Here is a 17722-nt window from a genome sequence, read left to right on the forward strand (position 1 = left end):
AGCTATGGGTGCAGGCCCTGAAAATCCAATATGGCAACGGAGCCGCCGTAGTAGTCCGAGCGTGTTAATGGCACGCACATGGCGAAGGGCGGCAGTTCATTCGATTCAATGCAAAAGAAAGGAAGGTGCGTGAGGCACTATGAGAAATCCAGAAAATGTATTGAACAGTCTGCAAGAGCATTCAGCTCAATCCGGCTATGTCTATGACAGATTGTACCGCAATCTGTTCAACCGGGAATTTTTCTTACAGGCGTATCAAAATATCTATGCCAGTCAGGGAAACATGACCGCAGGCACAGACGGGAAAACCATTGACGCAATGAGCCTTGAAAGAGTTGACAGGCTTATTGCAGCCCTGAAAGACGAATCTTACCAGCCCAAGCCGTCCAGACGGACATATATTCCCAAAAAGAATGGAAAACTCCGTCCTCTGGGCATCCCGTCCATTGACGACAAGCTGGTACAGGAAGTTGTCCGTATGCTGTTGGAATCCATCTATGAAAACAGCTTTGAGGACACCTCCCACGGCTTTCGACCCAATAAAAGCTGTCACACAGCCTTGAGAATGATTCAAAATCGCTTTACACGGTGCAAATGGTTTGTGGAGGGAGACATTAAAGGCTTCTTTGACAATATCGACCATAATGTCATGATTGGCATCCTCCGCAAGAGAATCAAAGATGAACGCTTCCTGCGCCTTATCCGTAAATTTCTTAATGCGGGATATATGGAAGATAACCAAGTGCATCAAAGCTACAGCGGCACGCCACAGGGCGGCATCATTAGTCCTATTCTCGCCAATATCTATCTCGACCAGTTCGACAAATATATGGCAGAGTTTAAGAAACGGTTTGACCGTGGGAACAAGCGAGCCGTCAATGTGGAATACCGCAAGCTGAGCGATAAGAGAATCCGACTCAAAAGAAAGCTGGCAAAGGCAAAAACTGAGGAAGAAAAGCAGTCCTTACTGGAAAGCATCTGGGAACTGGACAAGGTTCACAAGTCCATCCCCTGTAAAGACCCTATGGACGAAAACTTCCGCAGACTGCAATATGTCCGCTACGCTGATGACTTTCTTATCGGTATCATCGGAGCCAAAGAGGATGCACAGGCTGTGAAACAGGAAATCGGCACATATATCGCCGGACAGTTGAAATTGGAACTGTCGGACGAAAAGACGCTGGTAACCAAAGCGACAGACCGGGCAAAATTCTTAGGATTTGAAATCAGGGTTACACCGCAGAGCAATCACACCAAGAAAACCAAAAGTGGTTCTACGGCCAGAAATTACAGCGGCCATGTCATGCTGGAAGTCCCAACTTCCGCCATTCAGAAGAAGCTGCTGGAACTGGGAGCCATGAGAATCGATGTTCGCAATGGAACAGAGATTTGGCAGCCCACCCATCGCGGAAAACTTGTCGGGCGAACGGACCTGAGTATTCTTGACCAGTACAACGGCGAGATACGAGGATTCTGTAACTATTATGCGATTGCAAACAATCGCTCCAAGCTACACAAGTTCCGCTATATCATGGAGTACAGCTTTTACAAAACTCTGGCCTGTAAATACCGCACAACAAAGCGCAAAATCATTGTTCAGTATCGTATCGGCAAAGACATCGGTGTGAAATTTCAGGACAAACATGGCAAGGAGCGTATTCGACTACTGTGGCAAGGCAGTCTTGCCAGAGACCCCTATCCTCTGGGAAAAGAAGCGGATATTATCCATAAGCCAAAAGGCATTCTGAAGAAGCCCAGTCTTGGCGCACGATTGAAAGCAAATCGGTGTGAATGGTGTGGAAAAGAAACTTCAGTGTTGGTGATGCACCAGGTAAGAACGCTGAAAGAGCTGGATGAAAGTCAACCGTGGGCAGCTTTTATGAAAAAGATTAACCGGAAAACACTGGTAGTCTGTGAAAGCTGTCACACTAAAATACACAGTGCAGACTGTGAATGAATGGAGAGCCGGATACAGCGAGAGTTGTAAGTCCGGTTCGGGGGCGAGTGTCCGGAAACCTACCGCAGCAATGCGGCAAGGCGCTGGGTACTTAGCCTACTCAATTCGACAAACTTAGACTGTAAAAGAAAGTTCCGAAACTTTTGGGGCTCCTCCTGGGCGGTACGGCGTATCAGTGATAAATTGTGCCTGGAACACGGGCTTTCCATCGTGGAAGATCCCAAGCCGAGCCGCGGACATTACGGGAATTGGCTTTCCGGCAGTAAGGCAGTCAGCTCTTTTCAGAAGCAGATCAAGCAGACGATTGACTTGGTACTGGAAAAATCGCCTTCCACTTTTGATGAATTTCTTCGGATGATGGAGGAAAACGGTGTTGCTGTTATCCGGCGCGGTAGAAGTATCAGCTTTTGTGTTCCCGGACAGAAGAAAGCTACACGCTGCAACACTTTAAAAGGCGACTATACCGAACAGGCAATACGTGACCGGATCAGCGGAAACTATACGCCTTTTCCCTCCCGTTCCCCTACCGGTAATGTAAGGATGCTGATTGATATTGAAGCCGCGGTAAGAGCTGGTAAAGGTCCTGGATATGAGCGTTGGGCTAAGGTATTCAATCTAAAACAGCTTGCTCAGGCGGTCAGCTATTTAAAGGAACACGGCAATATGAGCTATTCGGATTTGGAGCAAAAGACTTCGGCTGCTGTTTTCCGATTCAATGAGCTGTCTGATCGGATCAAGAGTATGGAAAAACAGTTGAGTGATAACGGCGAACTTCAAAAACAGATCGTCGACTATTCCAAAACCAGAATGGTCTATATGGAATATCGAAAGGCCGGATACAGCAAGAAGTTCCGGACCGAGCATGAGGCCGATATTTTGATCCATCAGGCGGCAAAGAAATATTTTGACAGCTTAAAGGTAGAAAAACTGCCTACCGTAAAAATGCTCCGTGAAGAATATGCTTCTGTTTTGCAGGAGAAGCGAAAAGCCTATACGGAATATAAGCAGGTACGGACTGAAATGCGGGAACTGCAGAATGTGAAAGCTAACATTGACTATTTATTGGGAGGTCCTGATAAACATCAAATTGAAAAAGAATATTAAAAATGTGCGCTGCTGTAAAAAAGGCAGTATAAATGAACATATTAAAAAAGAGATAAACCAACATGATGAAATTTGTGCTTTTTCAGCGTCTCTAATGAAGCATAGTTGTTATCTAAGGTAATGATTTTATAAATTGGGGAACAATCCTATTTAATTTTTATTTTAATTCTCCATAAAATCTTTAAATTTAAAGTTTATCATATCCTTATAACATAAAGAAAGGATTTGAGAATATGGACTTTATTTTACAAACAACTGACCTGTGTAAAAACTTCAAAGGACAGATGGCGGTCGATGGTGTATCACTGAATATTAAACGTAATTCCGTTTATGGTCTGTTAGGCCCCAATGGTGCTGGAAAATCGACCATTTTAAAAATGATTACCGGAATTTTGCGTCCGACATCCGGTGAGATTTTGTTTGACGGACACGCATGGAGCCGAAAGGACTTACTTCAAATCGGTGCGCTGATTGAAACACCGCCATTGTATGAAAACCTTTCAGCTTACGAAAATCTGAAAGCCAAAACGTTAGCTTTGGGATTGCCGGAAAGCCGAATCTATGAGGTTCTCGATGTAGTGCAGCTCCAGAATACCGGAAGAAAAAAGGCAAAGAATTTTTCTCTCGGCATGAAACAGCGCCTTGGCATTGCCCTTGCGCTACTTGCGCAGCCGAAGCTTCTGATACTCGATGAACCGACCAATGGATTAGATCCTATTGGGATTCAGGATTTGCGGGAACTGATCCGCTCTTTCCCGGAACAGGGAATCACCGTGATTTTATCTAGCCATATTCTGTCGGAAGTTGAACAGATTGCCGACCACATAGGAATTCTGGCAAACGGAAAATTAGGCTACGAAGCGAAAATCTATAAGGACGCCAATTTAGAGGACATCTTTATGAAAGTAGTTGGAAGTAGTCAGGAGGGAAAATAAATTATGTTTGGAATGGTAAGATCGGAACTTTTGAAAATGCAACACACTTTTGCCATGAAACTCATTCTTTTTGCGCCCTTGACAACGCTGTTGCTTGGATATATTTTGAGCGGAAGCTATGCGCAGCTTTCGGCATACAACTGGTGGTACACAATTATACTGCCTATTCTCGTTTCTATGCTGTCTGCCAACATGATTGTCCGGGAAAGGAATAGCGGTATGCAGAATATTGTCTGTCTGCCGGTTCCTTTTACGAAAGTATGGATCGGAAAATGCCTCGCCCTCACTTTATTGATATTTGTGTCAAACCTCTTTTTATGGCTAATAACAACCGCCGTAGGATTTGCAGCGAATATGGCGGTTTCTCCCTTAGACGGTTTCATCGGCTGTATGCTGTTGTTCCTGACCTATCTGTGGCAGATTCCGTTTATCATGTTGCTTGCTAGCTTTATGGGCTATCTTCCGGCGGTGATTCTGTCCGTGGGTGCTAATCTGCTTCTTTCGTCTGCATGGGCGGAAAAAAGCTGGTTCTTCCTTGATCCGTATGCAATACCGGCACGAGTGGTCTGCCCGTTTTTCAAAATGCACCCCAACGGTGTATCCCTTGAAAGCGGCTCTCCGCTTTTGGACACGAGCACGATTCTTCCCGCGATGCTGGTTAGTTTAATGTTGGCCGCAGTAATGCTTTGGATTGGTTCCCGGCTTTTTTTGAGAGGTGTGCAGAAACATGATTGAGTATTTCCGTTATTTGAAAAGTGATTGGTATAAACTGCAGCACACTAGATTTTTCCTGCTTCATCTGCTGTTTCCTGTTTGCGGCGCTTCCTTCATGCTGCTCTATGCCAGAATTTCCGGTAGCAGTGACTTGAATAAGCTAGTGGCTTTTGCACAGATTCTCGCCATCGCTTATCCCTTTGTGATTTCGATTGTCTGTCAAATTGCCGCCGATCAGGAAATGCGGGCGGGGCATTTTCAAAATATGCTCACACAACCCAACAGGGTAAAAACCATTGTTTCCAAATTTACATGGCTGATTTTATCGGGATTCATAGCGATTGTGATAAGCACCGCAATTTTCGGGACTCTTTTTCCCTTTATTACCGGCTCAAATGTACCGATGGGATTTTTCATTGTGATCCCTCTCGTACTTTGGACCAGCAATATCCCGCTGTACGGCTTTCATACGATTTTAGCCTTTCGATTCGGACGAAACCTTGGAGTCAGCGTTGGGGCTGTGGGGAGCCTGCTGTCTGCTTTGCTTCAGACCGGGCTCGGCACGGGAATCTGGTATGTCATTCCTTACGGCTGGTGTATCCGTTTTTCTGAAAGTGCATTGGCATGGCTGTTTCATATTCCGGTGGCAGGAATGACCGAAATACAGTTCGGTATTTTCTTTTGTATACTTTGCACCTATGTTATAATAATAGGGATGATTGCTTGGTTTAAAAGATATAGTGGTATGTACACAGAATAATATAGGAGGTGAGCCTTATGGGATGCTTGGGAAACGCTATCTGGTTTTTATGCTGCGGATTGTGGCAGGGTTTTTCGTGGGTGCTTGCCGGTGTATTATGGAGTATCACTATAATCGGTATTCCTATTGGGCGACAATGCTTCAAGCTGGCATCTCTTGCTTTTTTCCCATTCGGTAAAGAAATACAGTACAGAGGTAGCACATTTTCTGTGCTGGCTAATTTCCTTTGGATGATATTCAGCGGGATTCTGTTAGCCATAGGAGCGTTTTTGAACGGACTGCTGCTGTGTTGTACGATTATTGGGATACCATTTGGTCTTCAATGTTTTAAGATTGCAAAGCTGGCGCTGTCACCGTTTGGTGCTGTTATTATTCATACATAAAGAAGGGAGGGATTGAGATGGCGCGTATTCTAGTAGTGGATGACGAACCGGCAATGCTTCAGCTTATTCGGAGGGTATTGGAAAAAGACGGTCATATCAGTACTCTGGTTTCCGATGCCACTACCGTTCCAACTATGAATTTTTTAAACTTTGATTTGATTTTGCTGGACATTATGATGCCGGGATTGGACGGGTTTGACCTTTGCCGTCAAATCCGTTCCCGTGTAGATTGCCCCATTCTGTTCCTGACGGCGAAAACGCAGGAAAATGATATTGTACAGGGATTGGGGATCGGAGCGGACGACTATATCACCAAGCCTTTTGGCATGGCAGAACTGCGAGCAAGGATCAATGCTCACCTGCGGCGGGATACGAGGGAAAAGAAAAATGCCTTTTCCCTTTCTGGCGTTGTGTTTCAGCTAAATGCGAAAGAAGCCGAAGCCGGGGGGCAAAAGTTGCCGTTTACCAAAAGTGAATATGAAATCTGTGAGTATCTTGCGCTTCATCACGGGCAGACCTTTACAAGAGAACAAATTTATGAAGCAGTTTTCGGGTATGACGGTGAAAGCGATAGCTCGGTTATTTCTACCCATATAAAGAATATCCGTGCGAAGCTGGCGACCTGTCGTTTGGCTCCTATCGAAACGGTTTGGGGGGTAGGATACAAATGGGTGTGAAGAAATTGCATTCTGTATTCCTACGGTATGTACTTGTCCTTATTTTTGCTGTTCTGCTAGTAATCGGGGTAAATATTGGTGTCTATATCCTTTGTGTTGACACGGATATAATTTATCCGCTGAACAGTAAGAGCGTCGCCATAGAGAGCGCAAAAGGGCAGCTTCAAACAACCGAAATGGTTGACAAAGAGGATATTCCACCTTTTTGCGAGTATATATTGTTCCAGACGGACGGACAGTATAAGGGCGGCTCAATCAGCCGTGAGGATAGTGCCGCCGTTTGGAAATTGTGTATTGAAAACAGTCAGGCAAGCGATAAGTCGCATCTTTACACCGTGATTGACCGCAAAAACGAAGTGCTTGTTTTACAATACCACACAGCGGCGGAGTTTGCCAATCCCACGCTGCGGCATATTATCCCGTCTGTGGATATACTCTTGATTGTCATTGTCCTTTTGGAAATCCTGTTTTTTCTGGCAGTGGTTTCCTATCTGTTTGGAAAGTATCTCGGAAGAAGAATGGATACATTATTAACTGCCGCTCACAGGATAGAGCAGCAGGATTTAGACTTTACCGTTGGTAAAACCAAGATTGTGGAAATTGATCGTGTGCTGGACGCCTTCGACCACATGAAGCTGGCACTCAAACAGTCTCTTGCCAAGCAGTGGCAGGATGACAAAATGCGGCAGGAACAGCTTTCCGCATTGGCGCATGATTTAAAAACGCCGCTGACTATTATCCGAGGCAATACGGAACTACTTTTAGATCTTCCTCTTTCAGAAGAACAAAAAGAATGTGCGGATTATATTGAAAACAGCGCTATGCAGATGCAAAACTATGTGCAAACCTTGATTGAGGTTACGAAGTCATGGGAAAGTACCCGGCTGAATTTTCAAAGCATTGATCTGGATTCGTTTTTACAGGAAATAAAGAACCAGATCAACGGTTTATGCGCGGTAAACAATATTTCGCTCCGTTGGGATTGCAGGCAGAACACCGCCACGATTTCGGCTGATCACGATTTTCTGATTCGGGCACTGATGAATGTGCTGTCGAACGCTGTTGAACACACGCCGCAGGGCGGAGAAATTAAATTCGATGTATCGGAAAATAGAGAAATGCTTTCTTTTGTGATTACCGATACAGGCAAAGGTTTTTCTGATGAGACTTTGCGACATGGAACGGAGCAATTTTTTATGGAGGATGAAAGCCGCAGTTCAAAATCCCATTACGGAATCGGCTTGTATGTAGCCGCTTCTGTTGCTCAAAAGCACAAGGGAGAACTTCTTTTGAGCAACGATAAGTTAACAGGCGGTGCAAAGGTCACGCTGGAAATACCAATTTAATAAAAGGGCTTTTATATTATACAAAGGGGGAAAGATTGAAAATGAGAAGTAGAGGGTATCCATTACCTTAAGCACATGATAAATAAGCCATCTTTCGGTGGCTGCTTTAAAAATTGAATATTGAGAAGTTAAGGTTATGCGGTTGCTGACTTGATTTTATAACCCTGATTTCTTACGATAAGGATTGCCTGTTCTACCGTAATTTCACGGTCAACTGGAGGCAGGTCTGATTTCCTGTAAAGTTCTGCATTATAGTTTTCACCGTTCTTTAACATGTGGTATAATGCGGTAAGAAGCATTCTTGCTATGGCAATGATTGCTTTCTTGTGACCGCGACGCTTTTTGAGACGGAGATAACGGTTACGCATTTCAGGATGCTTTGAGCTTTTCACAACAGCGTTTGCGCACTGTACTAAAAGCGGCTTGATATAGCATCCGGCTTTGGAAACCCGGACAGATTTTTTCTTCCCTGCGCTTTCATTGCTGGTCGGAGTAAGACCAGCCCATGAGCATAAGTGTTTCGCCGAAGGAAAAGCCTCCATATTGGTACCGATTTCGGAAATAATTCCGATGGCAGTGAAGTCACTGCGGATACCAGGAGCGGTTTGAAGAATGGCAAGTTCCTGCTGATAGGGAGCGGCGAGCGCAAGAATGAGTTCTTCAAGCTCTGCTTTCCGGGATTCAAGGCTTTCATAATGAGCTTTGATCACCTTGAGTTTTCCCACCTGTTCCGGTGTGATATAGCCGTCAATGGCATCACGCAGTTCGGGAAGCTTCTTTTTCAAACTTTTGAAAACAAGGGGTTCAAGGTCAAAGGAAGTATCTTCAGGGTTTTCTAAAATCTTATCCAGTATTGCCTGAGCAGATTTGCCGAAGGTGTCCGAAACAACGTTTCCCAACTGGATATTGGAAACCGTGAGACAGTTCTGCAAACGATTCTTTTCGCTTGATTTGAAGCAGGTCAGTTTGAAACGGTAACGCATAAGGTCACGAAGCTGGCGGATGTCAGCGGGAGGCATAAAGCTACCGGCAACAAGGTCATGCTTAAACAGGTCAGCAATCCATTTGGCATCTTTCTTGTCAGTTTTCTTTCCACGGATAGCCTTAACATACTTTGGATGAGCAAGGACAATGGAACAATCTTTTTCGAGAATGTTATAAACAGGAATCCAGTATTTACCAGTAGATTCCATGCAGACATCCTTGCAATTCCGGTCGAGCAGCCATTGTAACAAATTTTTCAGACCCTTCGTGTAGGTAGAAAAACGGTGGCGCTCGTAAGAGGTAACGCCCTGCTTGTTAGTAGAAGCAATGCAGGCGACTACAAAAGTCTTGTGGACATCAATGCCACAACAGATTTTGTACACGATTTTTAAAGCCATAGGGACTCCTTTCAGAACCGGAGCGGTTCGCTAAAGATTATAGGGAGAGACGGAATTGACTGACTGTCTAAGCCATAAACGAAGTTGTTTAAACAGAGATAAGATTTCGTGCTTGGTGTCACACTTATTTGTGCCTGAGAAGACAGTCTACACATATAAACATACGGTCATCCGACAAACCGGACAGCCCACTCACCTCCTCGTGATTTGTAGTATACCGAGTTCCCTACAAGAAGAATTATAAAGAAAAAATAGGCTCAGGGAAACATTTTCATTACGTTTTGTGCCTGAGCGAAGCGAAAGGAATGGATATAAACATGAAAATATTTATTATAGAAGATGAACCGGCTATCCGTGAGGAGCTTACTCAGTTTCTCGAAAAATATGGATACCAGTGCCGCAGTAGCGAGGATTTTCACAATATTACAGAATGTGCGTTGTCATCGGGGGCGGAGCTCATATTGGTAGACATCAATCTGCCCTATCAGGACGGATTTCAAGTGTGCAGAGAAATCCGTCAACAATCGAATATTCCCATTATCGTGCTTACTAGCAGAACCAGCGATTTTGATGAACTAATGAGCCTGAATATTGGAGCTGATGATTTTATCTCAAAGCCCTATAATGCACAGGTTTTGTTGGCGCGCATACAAAAACTTCTGGCGCGAACCTCCGAAGTGCAGAACAATATGATTCTCATCCATAAGGGTTTAGCCTTAAACCTGCTGAAAGCAGAAATCAGTTATAACGGACAGAAGAAAACGCTCACCAAAAATGAAATGGGAATCTTACGTCTGCTCATGGTGAATAAAGGGAATATCATTCCCCGTGACGCTATTATTGACGAGTTATGGCAAAGTGAGGAATTTATAGACGAAAACACTTTGAATGTGAATATTGTTCGTCTGCGGAAAACGCTTGTTGAAATAGGACTGCCGGATTATCTGGAAACCAAACGTGGATTAGGGTATTGCGTATGAAGTTTACAGCATATATTTTGGATTGCTTTTTTTCATTGATCTGTATGTTGGTGGCAGCTCTCTTGCTGTTTGGCCTGCTCTGGCTGATTGATATTCCAGTAGTTTTTATCTTGTTGGCAGAAGCTATCGTTGTTATAACCTTTATTGTTTTGCTGGTATATGATTTTTTTCGCAAACGCAGCTACTATAATTTGCTATATAAAATGATGAAACAGGTAGATGAAAAGACTCTATTGGGAGAATTTTTAACACAACCACATTTTTTAGAAGGACAGATTCTGGTGGATATTTTGAGGCGTTGCAATAAATATCAGAACGACCAGATTTCTGACGCAAAGCAGGCCAACCGTGAATATCGTGAATACATTGATTCATGGGTGCATGAGATCAAAACACCTATTACTTTGGCGCGACTGATGATTGAGAATGAAAAAAATCCTACAACATTACGAATTGATGATGAACTCCGCAAAATAGACACCTATGTGGAACAGGTGCTTTATTATGCTCGTAGCACAGATGTTGAAAAAGATTTCAAGGTTGAAAAAACTACGCTGCAGATCCTTGTAAATGCAGCATTAAAAAATTATTCCAAGCCTTTGATTCAGGCGGGCGGGAAACCGGTATTTTGCAGATTAGACATTCCAGTTTTTGCTGACAGCAAAAGCTGTACCTTTGTGATTGGGCAAATTATTTCAAATGCTATCAAATACCGGAAAGACAGCCTGCAAATTGTTTTTTCCGGTCAAAAGGAGAAAAATGCTGTAATTCTCACGATTTCGGACAACGGTATTGGTATTTTAGCAGCGGATTTACCCCGTATTTTCGATAAAGGCTTTACCGGATATAATGGACGCCATTGCTCCAAATCAACCGGAATCGGATTGTATTTAAGTCAAAAGCTATGCAGAAAAATGAATATATATCTCTCTGTTTCTAGCGTTCTCGGACAGGGAACCACCATAACTATGTCTTTTCCAACGGAGAGTTATTTGCAGGAGGCGGGGGTGTGAACCCCGCCTTTTTCAAACCTTACATTCTGGTAATGTAAATGTAATCTGATATAATGGCAGCATAAAATCCTCTGTGATAAACTAAAAAACACAAAAGTAAAATGCTTTTGAGAAAGGAGACGAATAATGGATGATACAATTTTACGGGTGGATGACATTCAAAAGTTTTATGGCAATAAAGGAAATCTGACAAAAGCCATTGACCATGTTTCTTTTTCTGTGCGCAAGGGTGAATTTCTTGGTATTATGGGTTCTTCCGGTTCCGGAAAAACCACGTTGCTCAACTGCATTTCCACGGTTGATACCGTTACTAGCGGCCGTATTTATGTAGAGGAAAAAGATATTACAACACTGCATGGTTCGCAGCTTGCCGATTTCCGGGGAAAGAAACTGGGATTTATATTTCAGGATTTCAACCTTTTGGATACGCTGACGGCTTATGAAAACATCTCTCTGGCCTTGTCTATCTCTGGGACAAAACCATCTGAAATTCAAAAGCGTGTTCCTCAAATTGCCGAAGCACTGAATATTCAAGAAGTTCTGAACAAATATCCCTATCAAATGTCCGGCGGACAGCAGCAGCGTGTGGCCGCTGCGAGAGCAATGGTGACGAATCCAGCGTTGGTATTGGCTGATGAACCGACTGGAGCGTTGGATTCCAATTCTTCCCGAATGCTACTTACCATGCTCACCGAGTTGAATGAGAGTCTTGCTGCAACGATTCTCATGGTTACCCATGACGCATTTTCCGCAAGCTATTGCCACCGCATTCTATTTATTAAAGATGGGAAGGTGTTTAATGAATTACACCGTGGGACGGATACACGCAAAGAATTTTTTGCGAAGATTTTGGAGGTGGTTTCCGTCTTGGGAGGTGAGCAGAATGACCTTTTTTAAGTTGGTTCTCAAAAATGTCCACAAAAATATTAAGGATTATTTGATTTACTTTCTTACTTTGACACTTTCGGTCAGTTTATTCTATGCGTTTAATTCCATTTCCAATCAACCGTTTTTTTCAGAAATGGGAATGACACGCACCCTTTTATACGAACAACTGGGTGTTATGATTTCTGCGCTTTCTATGGTGATTGCAATCGTATTGGCATTTCTAATTATTTATGCTAATCAGTTTCTTTTGAAACGGCGAAAAAAAGAATTAGGCATTTATATGATGCTCGGTATGAAAAAGGGCCGTATTTCTCGCATTTTTGCAGGTGAAACCTTGTGCGTTGGTGTGATTGCGCTGCTTATCGGTCTACTTTTAGGCATTGTCTTTTCACAAGTGATTTCGCTAATATCATTGAAACTTTTTGCAGTCAATTTGAATAAATTTCAGCTTGTGTTTTCAGCCAGTGCATTTAAGCAGACAGTTCTTTGTTTTGCTATTATTTTTGTTATTGTAATGCTTTTCAATGTTCGGTCTGTATCTAGTGTAAAATTGATTGATTTATTGACCGCAAACCGTAAGAATGAGGACATCAATACGGACAGACATATTGTACCAGTTGTTTTATTCATACTATCATTGGTTTGTATTGTGATTTCTGGTATATTGTTTCAAAAGAACGGCATTATGCCCTCACGAGAGAATATATCCTTTCAAATTGCAGGAGGGGCTTTAATTATTGGCACATTTCTGTTGTTCTATTCACTGTCTGCTATTTTTATGAAGGCAGCCAAAGCCAGAAAATGGTTTTACTTAAAAGGATTAAACACTTTTCTGGTACGCCAGATTGGAAGTAAACTCCGGACAAATTATTTTATCATGACTGTTATCTGCATATTGCTCACTGTTACAATTAGTGCGGTATCAATCGGCGGTAGCACAGCTATCACTATGAATGAACTGGCACAGGCTTCGACACCCTATGATTTGAATGTAACTTCTAATGTAGAAATTGATGGAGATACTAGTATTCAGGATTATCTTACTTCCTGCAATATACCAATAGCTGATTATGCGAAGAATATGGAACAAATCAGTGTTTACGAAGCCGACATTACCTATGCTGATTTATTTAAAGGGCAGAAAGTTAACCTTTGGAAAATTGATGAAAGCATTCCAGCTATAGCGGTATCTGTTGTATCTGTTTCTGATTTTAATCGGGCGTTGTCGATGCAGGGAATAAAACCTATTGATTTAGATGATGGAAAATATTTGATAAACTGCAATTATGAAGGAACTTATCAGTATATTCTAGCGGCGTTGCAAAATCACCCGGAAATCACTATAAGAGGAACCAATTTAGAACGAGCATCAAATGAACCTTTGCAGGAAACCTATATGATGACTTCTGTTGGAAACAATGACAGAGGAACTTTAATTGTTCCTGATCGTGTTGTAACTGCACTCAAAAAAGAGGTTAATGTTTTATTAGTACAATACAAATCAGATACAAATCCTGATAAAATTCTGCAACAGATGATACCGATAGGATTGGATGAAACACATGGGTATCGGTATTCAGAAAAGAACATGATGTATGATATGTTTTATGGAGTTAATGCTCTTGTAAGTTTTCTTTGCTGTTATATTGGCTTGGTATTTTTACTAATCTGTGCGGCACTTTTAGCTTTAAAACAGCTTACAGAAACAACCGATAACATTTATAGGTATGGACTGCTTCAAAAACTTGGAGCAAATCGCGGACAAATCAACAAGAATCTTTTTATCCAAACAGTGTTATTTTTTGGAATTCCTTTACTTGTTGCGGGAGCCTACTCTGCTTTACTAATGAGTAAAGCAATGGAACTTGTTGAAAATTTTATGAATATCCATATCTCAACAAACATTGTACTTACGGTGATTCTTTTTCTTGTTATTTATGGAAGCTATTTTCTTGTAACATATCTGTCTTGTAAACGAATGGTTTCAGAACAAAAAAATTTGGAGGTGTAAACAATGCCAAAGAATATAAATTGGGATGCTGTATTTCAAAGTATAGTAGATACATGGCTTCCATTGATTGGTGTGGCTGCAGTAATTATCGTGGTTGCTGTAATCGTCTATATTGTGAAGAAAAGGAAAAAATAGTCCTAAAATTAGCCATACAACGGCAACAGTAAAAATTCGACTAGGGTGTGCCTATTTTATCCTGCGTCGGCTTTGAATATTAAAGCTGGCGCTGTATTTTCTGCTTTTTATAAATCTCTATGAAATCTTCAAAAATAGGATTTAATATAAAGGAAAAGGAACTTTAATTTTGTAAAAAAGTCATACAAAAGGAGGAAAACGGGAATGAAAAAGATTTTGATTGTTGATGATGAAATATCATTTTTAGAAATCTTATCCGATGTACTCTCCAAAGATTTCGAGGTTTATACTGCAACTGGGGTGTTAAATGCTTTATCTGTTCTCAGAGACAAAAGTGTAGATTGTATCTGTTCTGATTTGAACATGAGAGACGGTACAGGTTTGGATTTGTTGGAACAGGTAAAACAAAAAGGGATGCATGTTCCTTTCATTCTTCTCTCCGGCAGAGAGGACAGTATAGAAATTAAATTAGCAGTTAAAAAAGGGGCTGTTTTTATTTCGAAAGGAAGCCAGTCAGTGATGAAGAATATTAAAGCAGTTTTGTTATCCAACAAATTTGTTCATTGTATTTAATGACATAGCAGTGATTTTGGAAGATTAAGAAGGTGGTGGTAGTATGGGAAATTAGTTGTGCTAGATATTGAAGAATCAGGAACACAAATATGCGAAAAACTATTATTTCTACTCAATGAAAATCAGAAACAAGAACTTATGCAGTTCATCTTTCAGAATAAACACACTTGTGTTGTAACTGATTGTCCCCATTTCTTTTCTTTCTCTGAAAAGAAAGTTACTAATGTTCCAGATGCTAAAAATGATCCCTTATCTCTTTGCTTGGAACAACGCATTGTAATGGCTCATGGACAAATAATTCAACTGACGGTTAAGGAATTTGACATTCTTGCCCTGCTGATCCGTAATCCTAAGCGGGTATTTACCTATGAGTTGATAACAGAAATGGTGTGGCGTGAAGAATATGCTACCTACTCTCGCAAGGCAATCAATAATCATGTGAGTAATCTGCGGCAGAAATTGAGAATCTTTCCTGACTCACCGGACTATATCAAAAGTGTATATGGGATTGGCTATAAATTCGATCCTTAAAATTAAGAACACAAGGCATTGTGACCTTGTGTTCTTTGTTTTTTCAGTGTCCGTAAGGACGCGCAGCCGTTACCTGTGGTAACGATCTTGGGGGCTTGGGGGTTATCCCTCAACAAGCATTTTTGCAGGTTTCTACCTGCAAAAAATCGTAAACATGTACATGTTTGCATTGCTTGCCAGCCACATAAATATTCTTTTTTTAATAGTTTCTAAATCAAATCTAAATAAAGGCATGTTATAATGCGATTGAGGTGATATTTTGGGTAAACGAATTTTAATCATAGAAGATGAAAGAGAAATTCAGGATATATTAAAGGAATTGCTAACGGATGCGGGTTATGAAGCAACTGCTGCCAGTGATGGACTGGAAGGTATTACATTATTTCAGAAGCAGAAATTTGATCTGATCCTATTAGATATTATGATGCCGAAAATCGACGGATATGGAGTGTGTGAAATCATCCGTCAGGAATCCAGCATTCCGATTATTATGTTGACTGCACTGGATGAGGAAGAAGCGCAGATCAAAGCCTTTGAATTGAAAGCAGATGACTATATCACAAAGCCGTTTTCTGTAAAATTAGTACTGCTGCGCGTTGAGGCAGTTTTACGGCGGGTAAAAGAACGCGAATCACAAATGTCAGAAAACATCCTTACCTATGGAAAGGTACGGCTGGATCGGGAAAGTCATTTAGTTTCTGTTGATGGAATACCTGTGTCCCTCACACATACGGAATATGGGCTGCTGGAACGGTTCATGCTCTATCCTGGACGTGTGTTTACACGGGACAATCTGCTCAACGAGGTATGGGGGTATGACTTTATCGGGGATGAAAAAACCGTCAACATCCATATCATGAATTTGAGAAGAAAATTAGGAACAGATATTATTGAAACGATCAGAGGGGTGGGATACCGGCTTGGGAAAGAAGATTAAAAACAGTTTAAGCGCGAAGGTCTTTCTGTGGATTGCAGGTCTGCTCATCCTGTGCAGCCTGCTGATTTACGGCATGGTGATGATATTCCTGCCCCAAAGCTACACGGTAGTGGCAAGTAGCCGGGTTGAGGCAGAAATGGAACAACTCATTGATACACTCTCTCAAACCGATTATGACGACGCCGGGGATGTTATCGAACAATTCTGTCAAAGCAATCGGGCTTCTGTGATCTTGAACGATGGAATCAATATGTACACCTTCGGCACAGTGGATGAGCAGAGTGTAGAGCGTGGAGAAGTTATGACGACCGCAGTAGATGTGAAGTTTGCGGATCGGAATGGGAACTATTATCTCAGCATTACAGCGGCTGTTTCTGCCGGTAAGGAACTGACTATGGCTTTTCTGGAGCTGTTGCCCCTTTTGTTGCTGCTGATTCTGCTTATCTCAGCATTAGGAGCGTTCCTATGCAGCCGGGTACTGGTGCGGCCCATATTGGAGATCAGCTGGGTTTCCAAACGGATGGCGAACCTGGACATGACCTGGGAGTGCAAAGTGGACCGTAACGATGAATTGGGCGTCCTCGCCAACAGCCTGAACCTTATGGCAAAGCGCCTGGACGCCGCTATGAAGGAATTGGAGCATGCCAACCAAAAGCTGCGGGAGGACATGGAGCATATTACCGAGCTTTCCCGCCAGCGCCGGGATTTTTTCGCCGCTGCTTCCCATGAGTTGAAAACGCCTATCACCATACTGAAAGGCCAGATTGAGAGCATGATCCTGGGCATCGGCAAATACAAGGACACAGGGAATGTGCTGCCGTGGACCCTCAAGGAAGTGGAAAACATGGAGCGGCTGGTCAAGGAGATCCTTGCCATCTCCAAAATCGAGATGGAGGGCCTGGCGGGAAAAACGAAGCAGGTGCCGCTGACGGATACATTCTCAAAAGTCACGGGAGCACTGCTCCCGCTGGCCCGGGAGCGGCAAGTCGCCATCCATTCCCAGCTTGCATGGGATGTCACGGTATGGGGCAATGCCTCCTTGTTGGAAAAGGCCGTTCACAACATCCTGAGCAACGCCATCCGCCATTCGCCGGAGGGCGCGGAGGTCTTTATCCATCTCACGCCTTCTTCCCTAACTGTAACCAATACCGGCGCTTCTATCCCGGAGGAAGATCTATCCATGCTGTTCACGCCTTTCTACCGGGTGGAAAAATCCCGGAACAAATCTACCGGCGGCAGCGGCCTAGGGCTGTACCTTGTAAAGACGATTCTGGAACTGCACGGGTTCCGGTATCGCGTGCAGAACACGGAACAGGGTGTGGAGTTTACGGTGGAATTTTGTTATAATCTAGTTAGCAACAAATAGTAATTTGTCCGTCAGATTTTACCTGCTCTC

The 17722-nt window shown here is 42.7% G+C and carries 18 protein-coding genes; 17 read left to right on the plus strand and 1 reads right to left on the minus strand.

Annotation, left to right across the window (positions count from 1 at the left end; genetic code table 11):
• The first annotated feature begins 139 nt into the window (after nucleotides 1-139).
• The 8 genes from ltrA to BQ2683_RS07070 all read left to right on the plus strand — a co-directional run bounded on the left by ltrA (nucleotide 140) and on the right by BQ2683_RS07070 (nucleotide 7876).
• Nucleotides 140-1957 (plus strand): group II intron reverse transcriptase/maturase, encoded by a 1818-nt coding sequence (gene ltrA, locus BQ2683_RS07035; protein ID WP_002610947.1) that lies wholly within the window; start codon nucleotides 140-142, stop codon nucleotides 1955-1957.
• Nucleotides 1958-2167: 210 nt separating this feature from the next.
• Nucleotides 2168-3061 carry a hypothetical protein gene (locus BQ2683_RS07040; RefSeq protein WP_420806771.1) on the plus strand — a complete coding sequence of 298 codons (894 nt, stop codon included), beginning with the start codon at nucleotides 2168-2170 and terminating at the stop codon, nucleotides 3059-3061.
• A 233-nt stretch (nucleotides 3062-3294) separates the two neighbouring features.
• Nucleotides 3295-3996, plus strand: a complete 702-nt coding sequence (locus BQ2683_RS07045; RefSeq protein ID WP_069988306.1) for a lantibiotic protection ABC transporter ATP-binding protein — start codon at nucleotides 3295-3297, stop codon at nucleotides 3994-3996.
• A 3-nt stretch (nucleotides 3997-3999) separates the two neighbouring features.
• Nucleotides 4000-4731 carry a lantibiotic immunity ABC transporter MutE/EpiE family permease subunit gene (locus BQ2683_RS07050; protein ID WP_069988307.1) on the plus strand — a complete coding sequence of 244 codons (732 nt, stop codon included), beginning with the start codon at nucleotides 4000-4002 and terminating at the stop codon, nucleotides 4729-4731.
• Nucleotides 4724-5470: a lantibiotic immunity ABC transporter MutG family permease subunit gene (locus BQ2683_RS07055; protein ID WP_069988308.1), complete on the plus strand. Its 747-nt coding sequence runs from the start codon at nucleotides 4724-4726 to the stop codon at nucleotides 5468-5470. Before BQ2683_RS07050 ends, BQ2683_RS07055 begins: the two co-directional genes overlap by 8 nt.
• Before the next feature lie 17 nt (nucleotides 5471-5487).
• Nucleotides 5488-5853 carry a YccF domain-containing protein gene (locus BQ2683_RS07060; protein ID WP_069988309.1) on the plus strand — a complete coding sequence of 122 codons (366 nt, stop codon included), beginning with the start codon at nucleotides 5488-5490 and terminating at the stop codon, nucleotides 5851-5853.
• Between the two features lie 17 nt (nucleotides 5854-5870).
• A complete protein-coding gene (locus tag BQ2683_RS07065; protein WP_069988310.1) occupies nucleotides 5871-6530 on the plus strand; it encodes a response regulator transcription factor in 660 nt (219 codons plus the stop codon).
• Nucleotides 6521-7876 carry a sensor histidine kinase gene (locus BQ2683_RS07070; protein ID WP_069988311.1) on the plus strand — a complete coding sequence of 452 codons (1356 nt, stop codon included), beginning with the start codon at nucleotides 6521-6523 and terminating at the stop codon, nucleotides 7874-7876. Before BQ2683_RS07065 ends, BQ2683_RS07070 begins: the two co-directional genes overlap by 10 nt.
• Before the next feature lie 134 nt (nucleotides 7877-8010).
• On the opposite strand, the gene BQ2683_RS07075 is transcribed toward BQ2683_RS07070, so the two are convergent.
• On the minus strand, nucleotides 8011-9258 hold the full coding sequence (locus BQ2683_RS07075; protein ID WP_069988312.1) for an IS110 family RNA-guided transposase: 1248 nt from the start codon (nucleotides 9256-9258) through the stop codon (nucleotides 8011-8013).
• A gap of 317 nt (nucleotides 9259-9575) precedes the next feature.
• Between BQ2683_RS07075 and BQ2683_RS07080 the strand changes: the two genes are divergently transcribed.
• The 9 genes from BQ2683_RS07080 (at nucleotide 9576) to BQ2683_RS07115 (ending at nucleotide 17692) form a co-directional block, all read left to right on the plus strand.
• Entirely contained in the window at nucleotides 9576-10238 is a 663-nt protein-coding gene (locus BQ2683_RS07080) for a response regulator transcription factor (protein ID WP_069988313.1), read from the plus strand.
• Nucleotides 10235-11251 carry a sensor histidine kinase gene (locus BQ2683_RS07085; RefSeq protein ID WP_069988314.1) on the plus strand — a complete coding sequence of 339 codons (1017 nt, stop codon included), beginning with the start codon at nucleotides 10235-10237 and terminating at the stop codon, nucleotides 11249-11251. Before BQ2683_RS07080 ends, BQ2683_RS07085 begins: the two co-directional genes overlap by 4 nt.
• A gap of 126 nt (nucleotides 11252-11377) precedes the next feature.
• Nucleotides 11378-12148, plus strand: a complete 771-nt coding sequence (locus BQ2683_RS07090; protein ID WP_069988315.1) for an ABC transporter ATP-binding protein — start codon at nucleotides 11378-11380, stop codon at nucleotides 12146-12148.
• The gene (locus BQ2683_RS07095) at nucleotides 12135-14150 is read left to right on the plus strand and encodes an FtsX-like permease family protein (RefSeq protein WP_069988316.1); all 2016 of its coding nucleotides are present in this window, start codon (nucleotides 12135-12137) and stop codon (nucleotides 14148-14150) included. Before BQ2683_RS07090 ends, BQ2683_RS07095 begins: the two co-directional genes overlap by 14 nt.
• A gap of 3 nt (nucleotides 14151-14153) precedes the next feature.
• Nucleotides 14154-14285 carry an LPXTG cell wall anchor domain-containing protein gene (locus BQ2683_RS13220; RefSeq protein WP_141720194.1) on the plus strand — a complete coding sequence of 44 codons (132 nt, stop codon included), beginning with the start codon at nucleotides 14154-14156 and terminating at the stop codon, nucleotides 14283-14285.
• 204 nt (nucleotides 14286-14489) lie between these two features.
• Nucleotides 14490-14858, plus strand: a complete 369-nt coding sequence (locus BQ2683_RS07100) for a response regulator (RefSeq protein WP_069988317.1) — start codon at nucleotides 14490-14492, stop codon at nucleotides 14856-14858.
• A 57-nt stretch (nucleotides 14859-14915) separates the two neighbouring features.
• Entirely contained in the window at nucleotides 14916-15389 is a 474-nt protein-coding gene (locus BQ2683_RS07105) for a winged helix-turn-helix domain-containing protein (protein WP_476703389.1), read from the plus strand.
• A gap of 259 nt (nucleotides 15390-15648) precedes the next feature.
• Nucleotides 15649-16326 (plus strand): response regulator transcription factor, encoded by a 678-nt coding sequence (locus BQ2683_RS07110; protein WP_069988318.1) that lies wholly within the window; start codon nucleotides 15649-15651, stop codon nucleotides 16324-16326.
• Nucleotides 16310-17692, plus strand: a complete 1383-nt coding sequence (locus BQ2683_RS07115) for a sensor histidine kinase (protein ID WP_069988319.1) — start codon at nucleotides 16310-16312, stop codon at nucleotides 17690-17692. The genes BQ2683_RS07110 and BQ2683_RS07115 overlap by 17 nt, the downstream gene beginning before the upstream one ends.
• The last annotated feature ends 30 nt before the right edge of the window (nucleotides 17693-17722 follow it).

This window comes from Massilioclostridium coli, from assembly GCF_900095865.1.
Lineage (GTDB): Bacteria > Bacillota > Clostridia > Oscillospirales > Ruminococcaceae > Massilioclostridium > Massilioclostridium facile.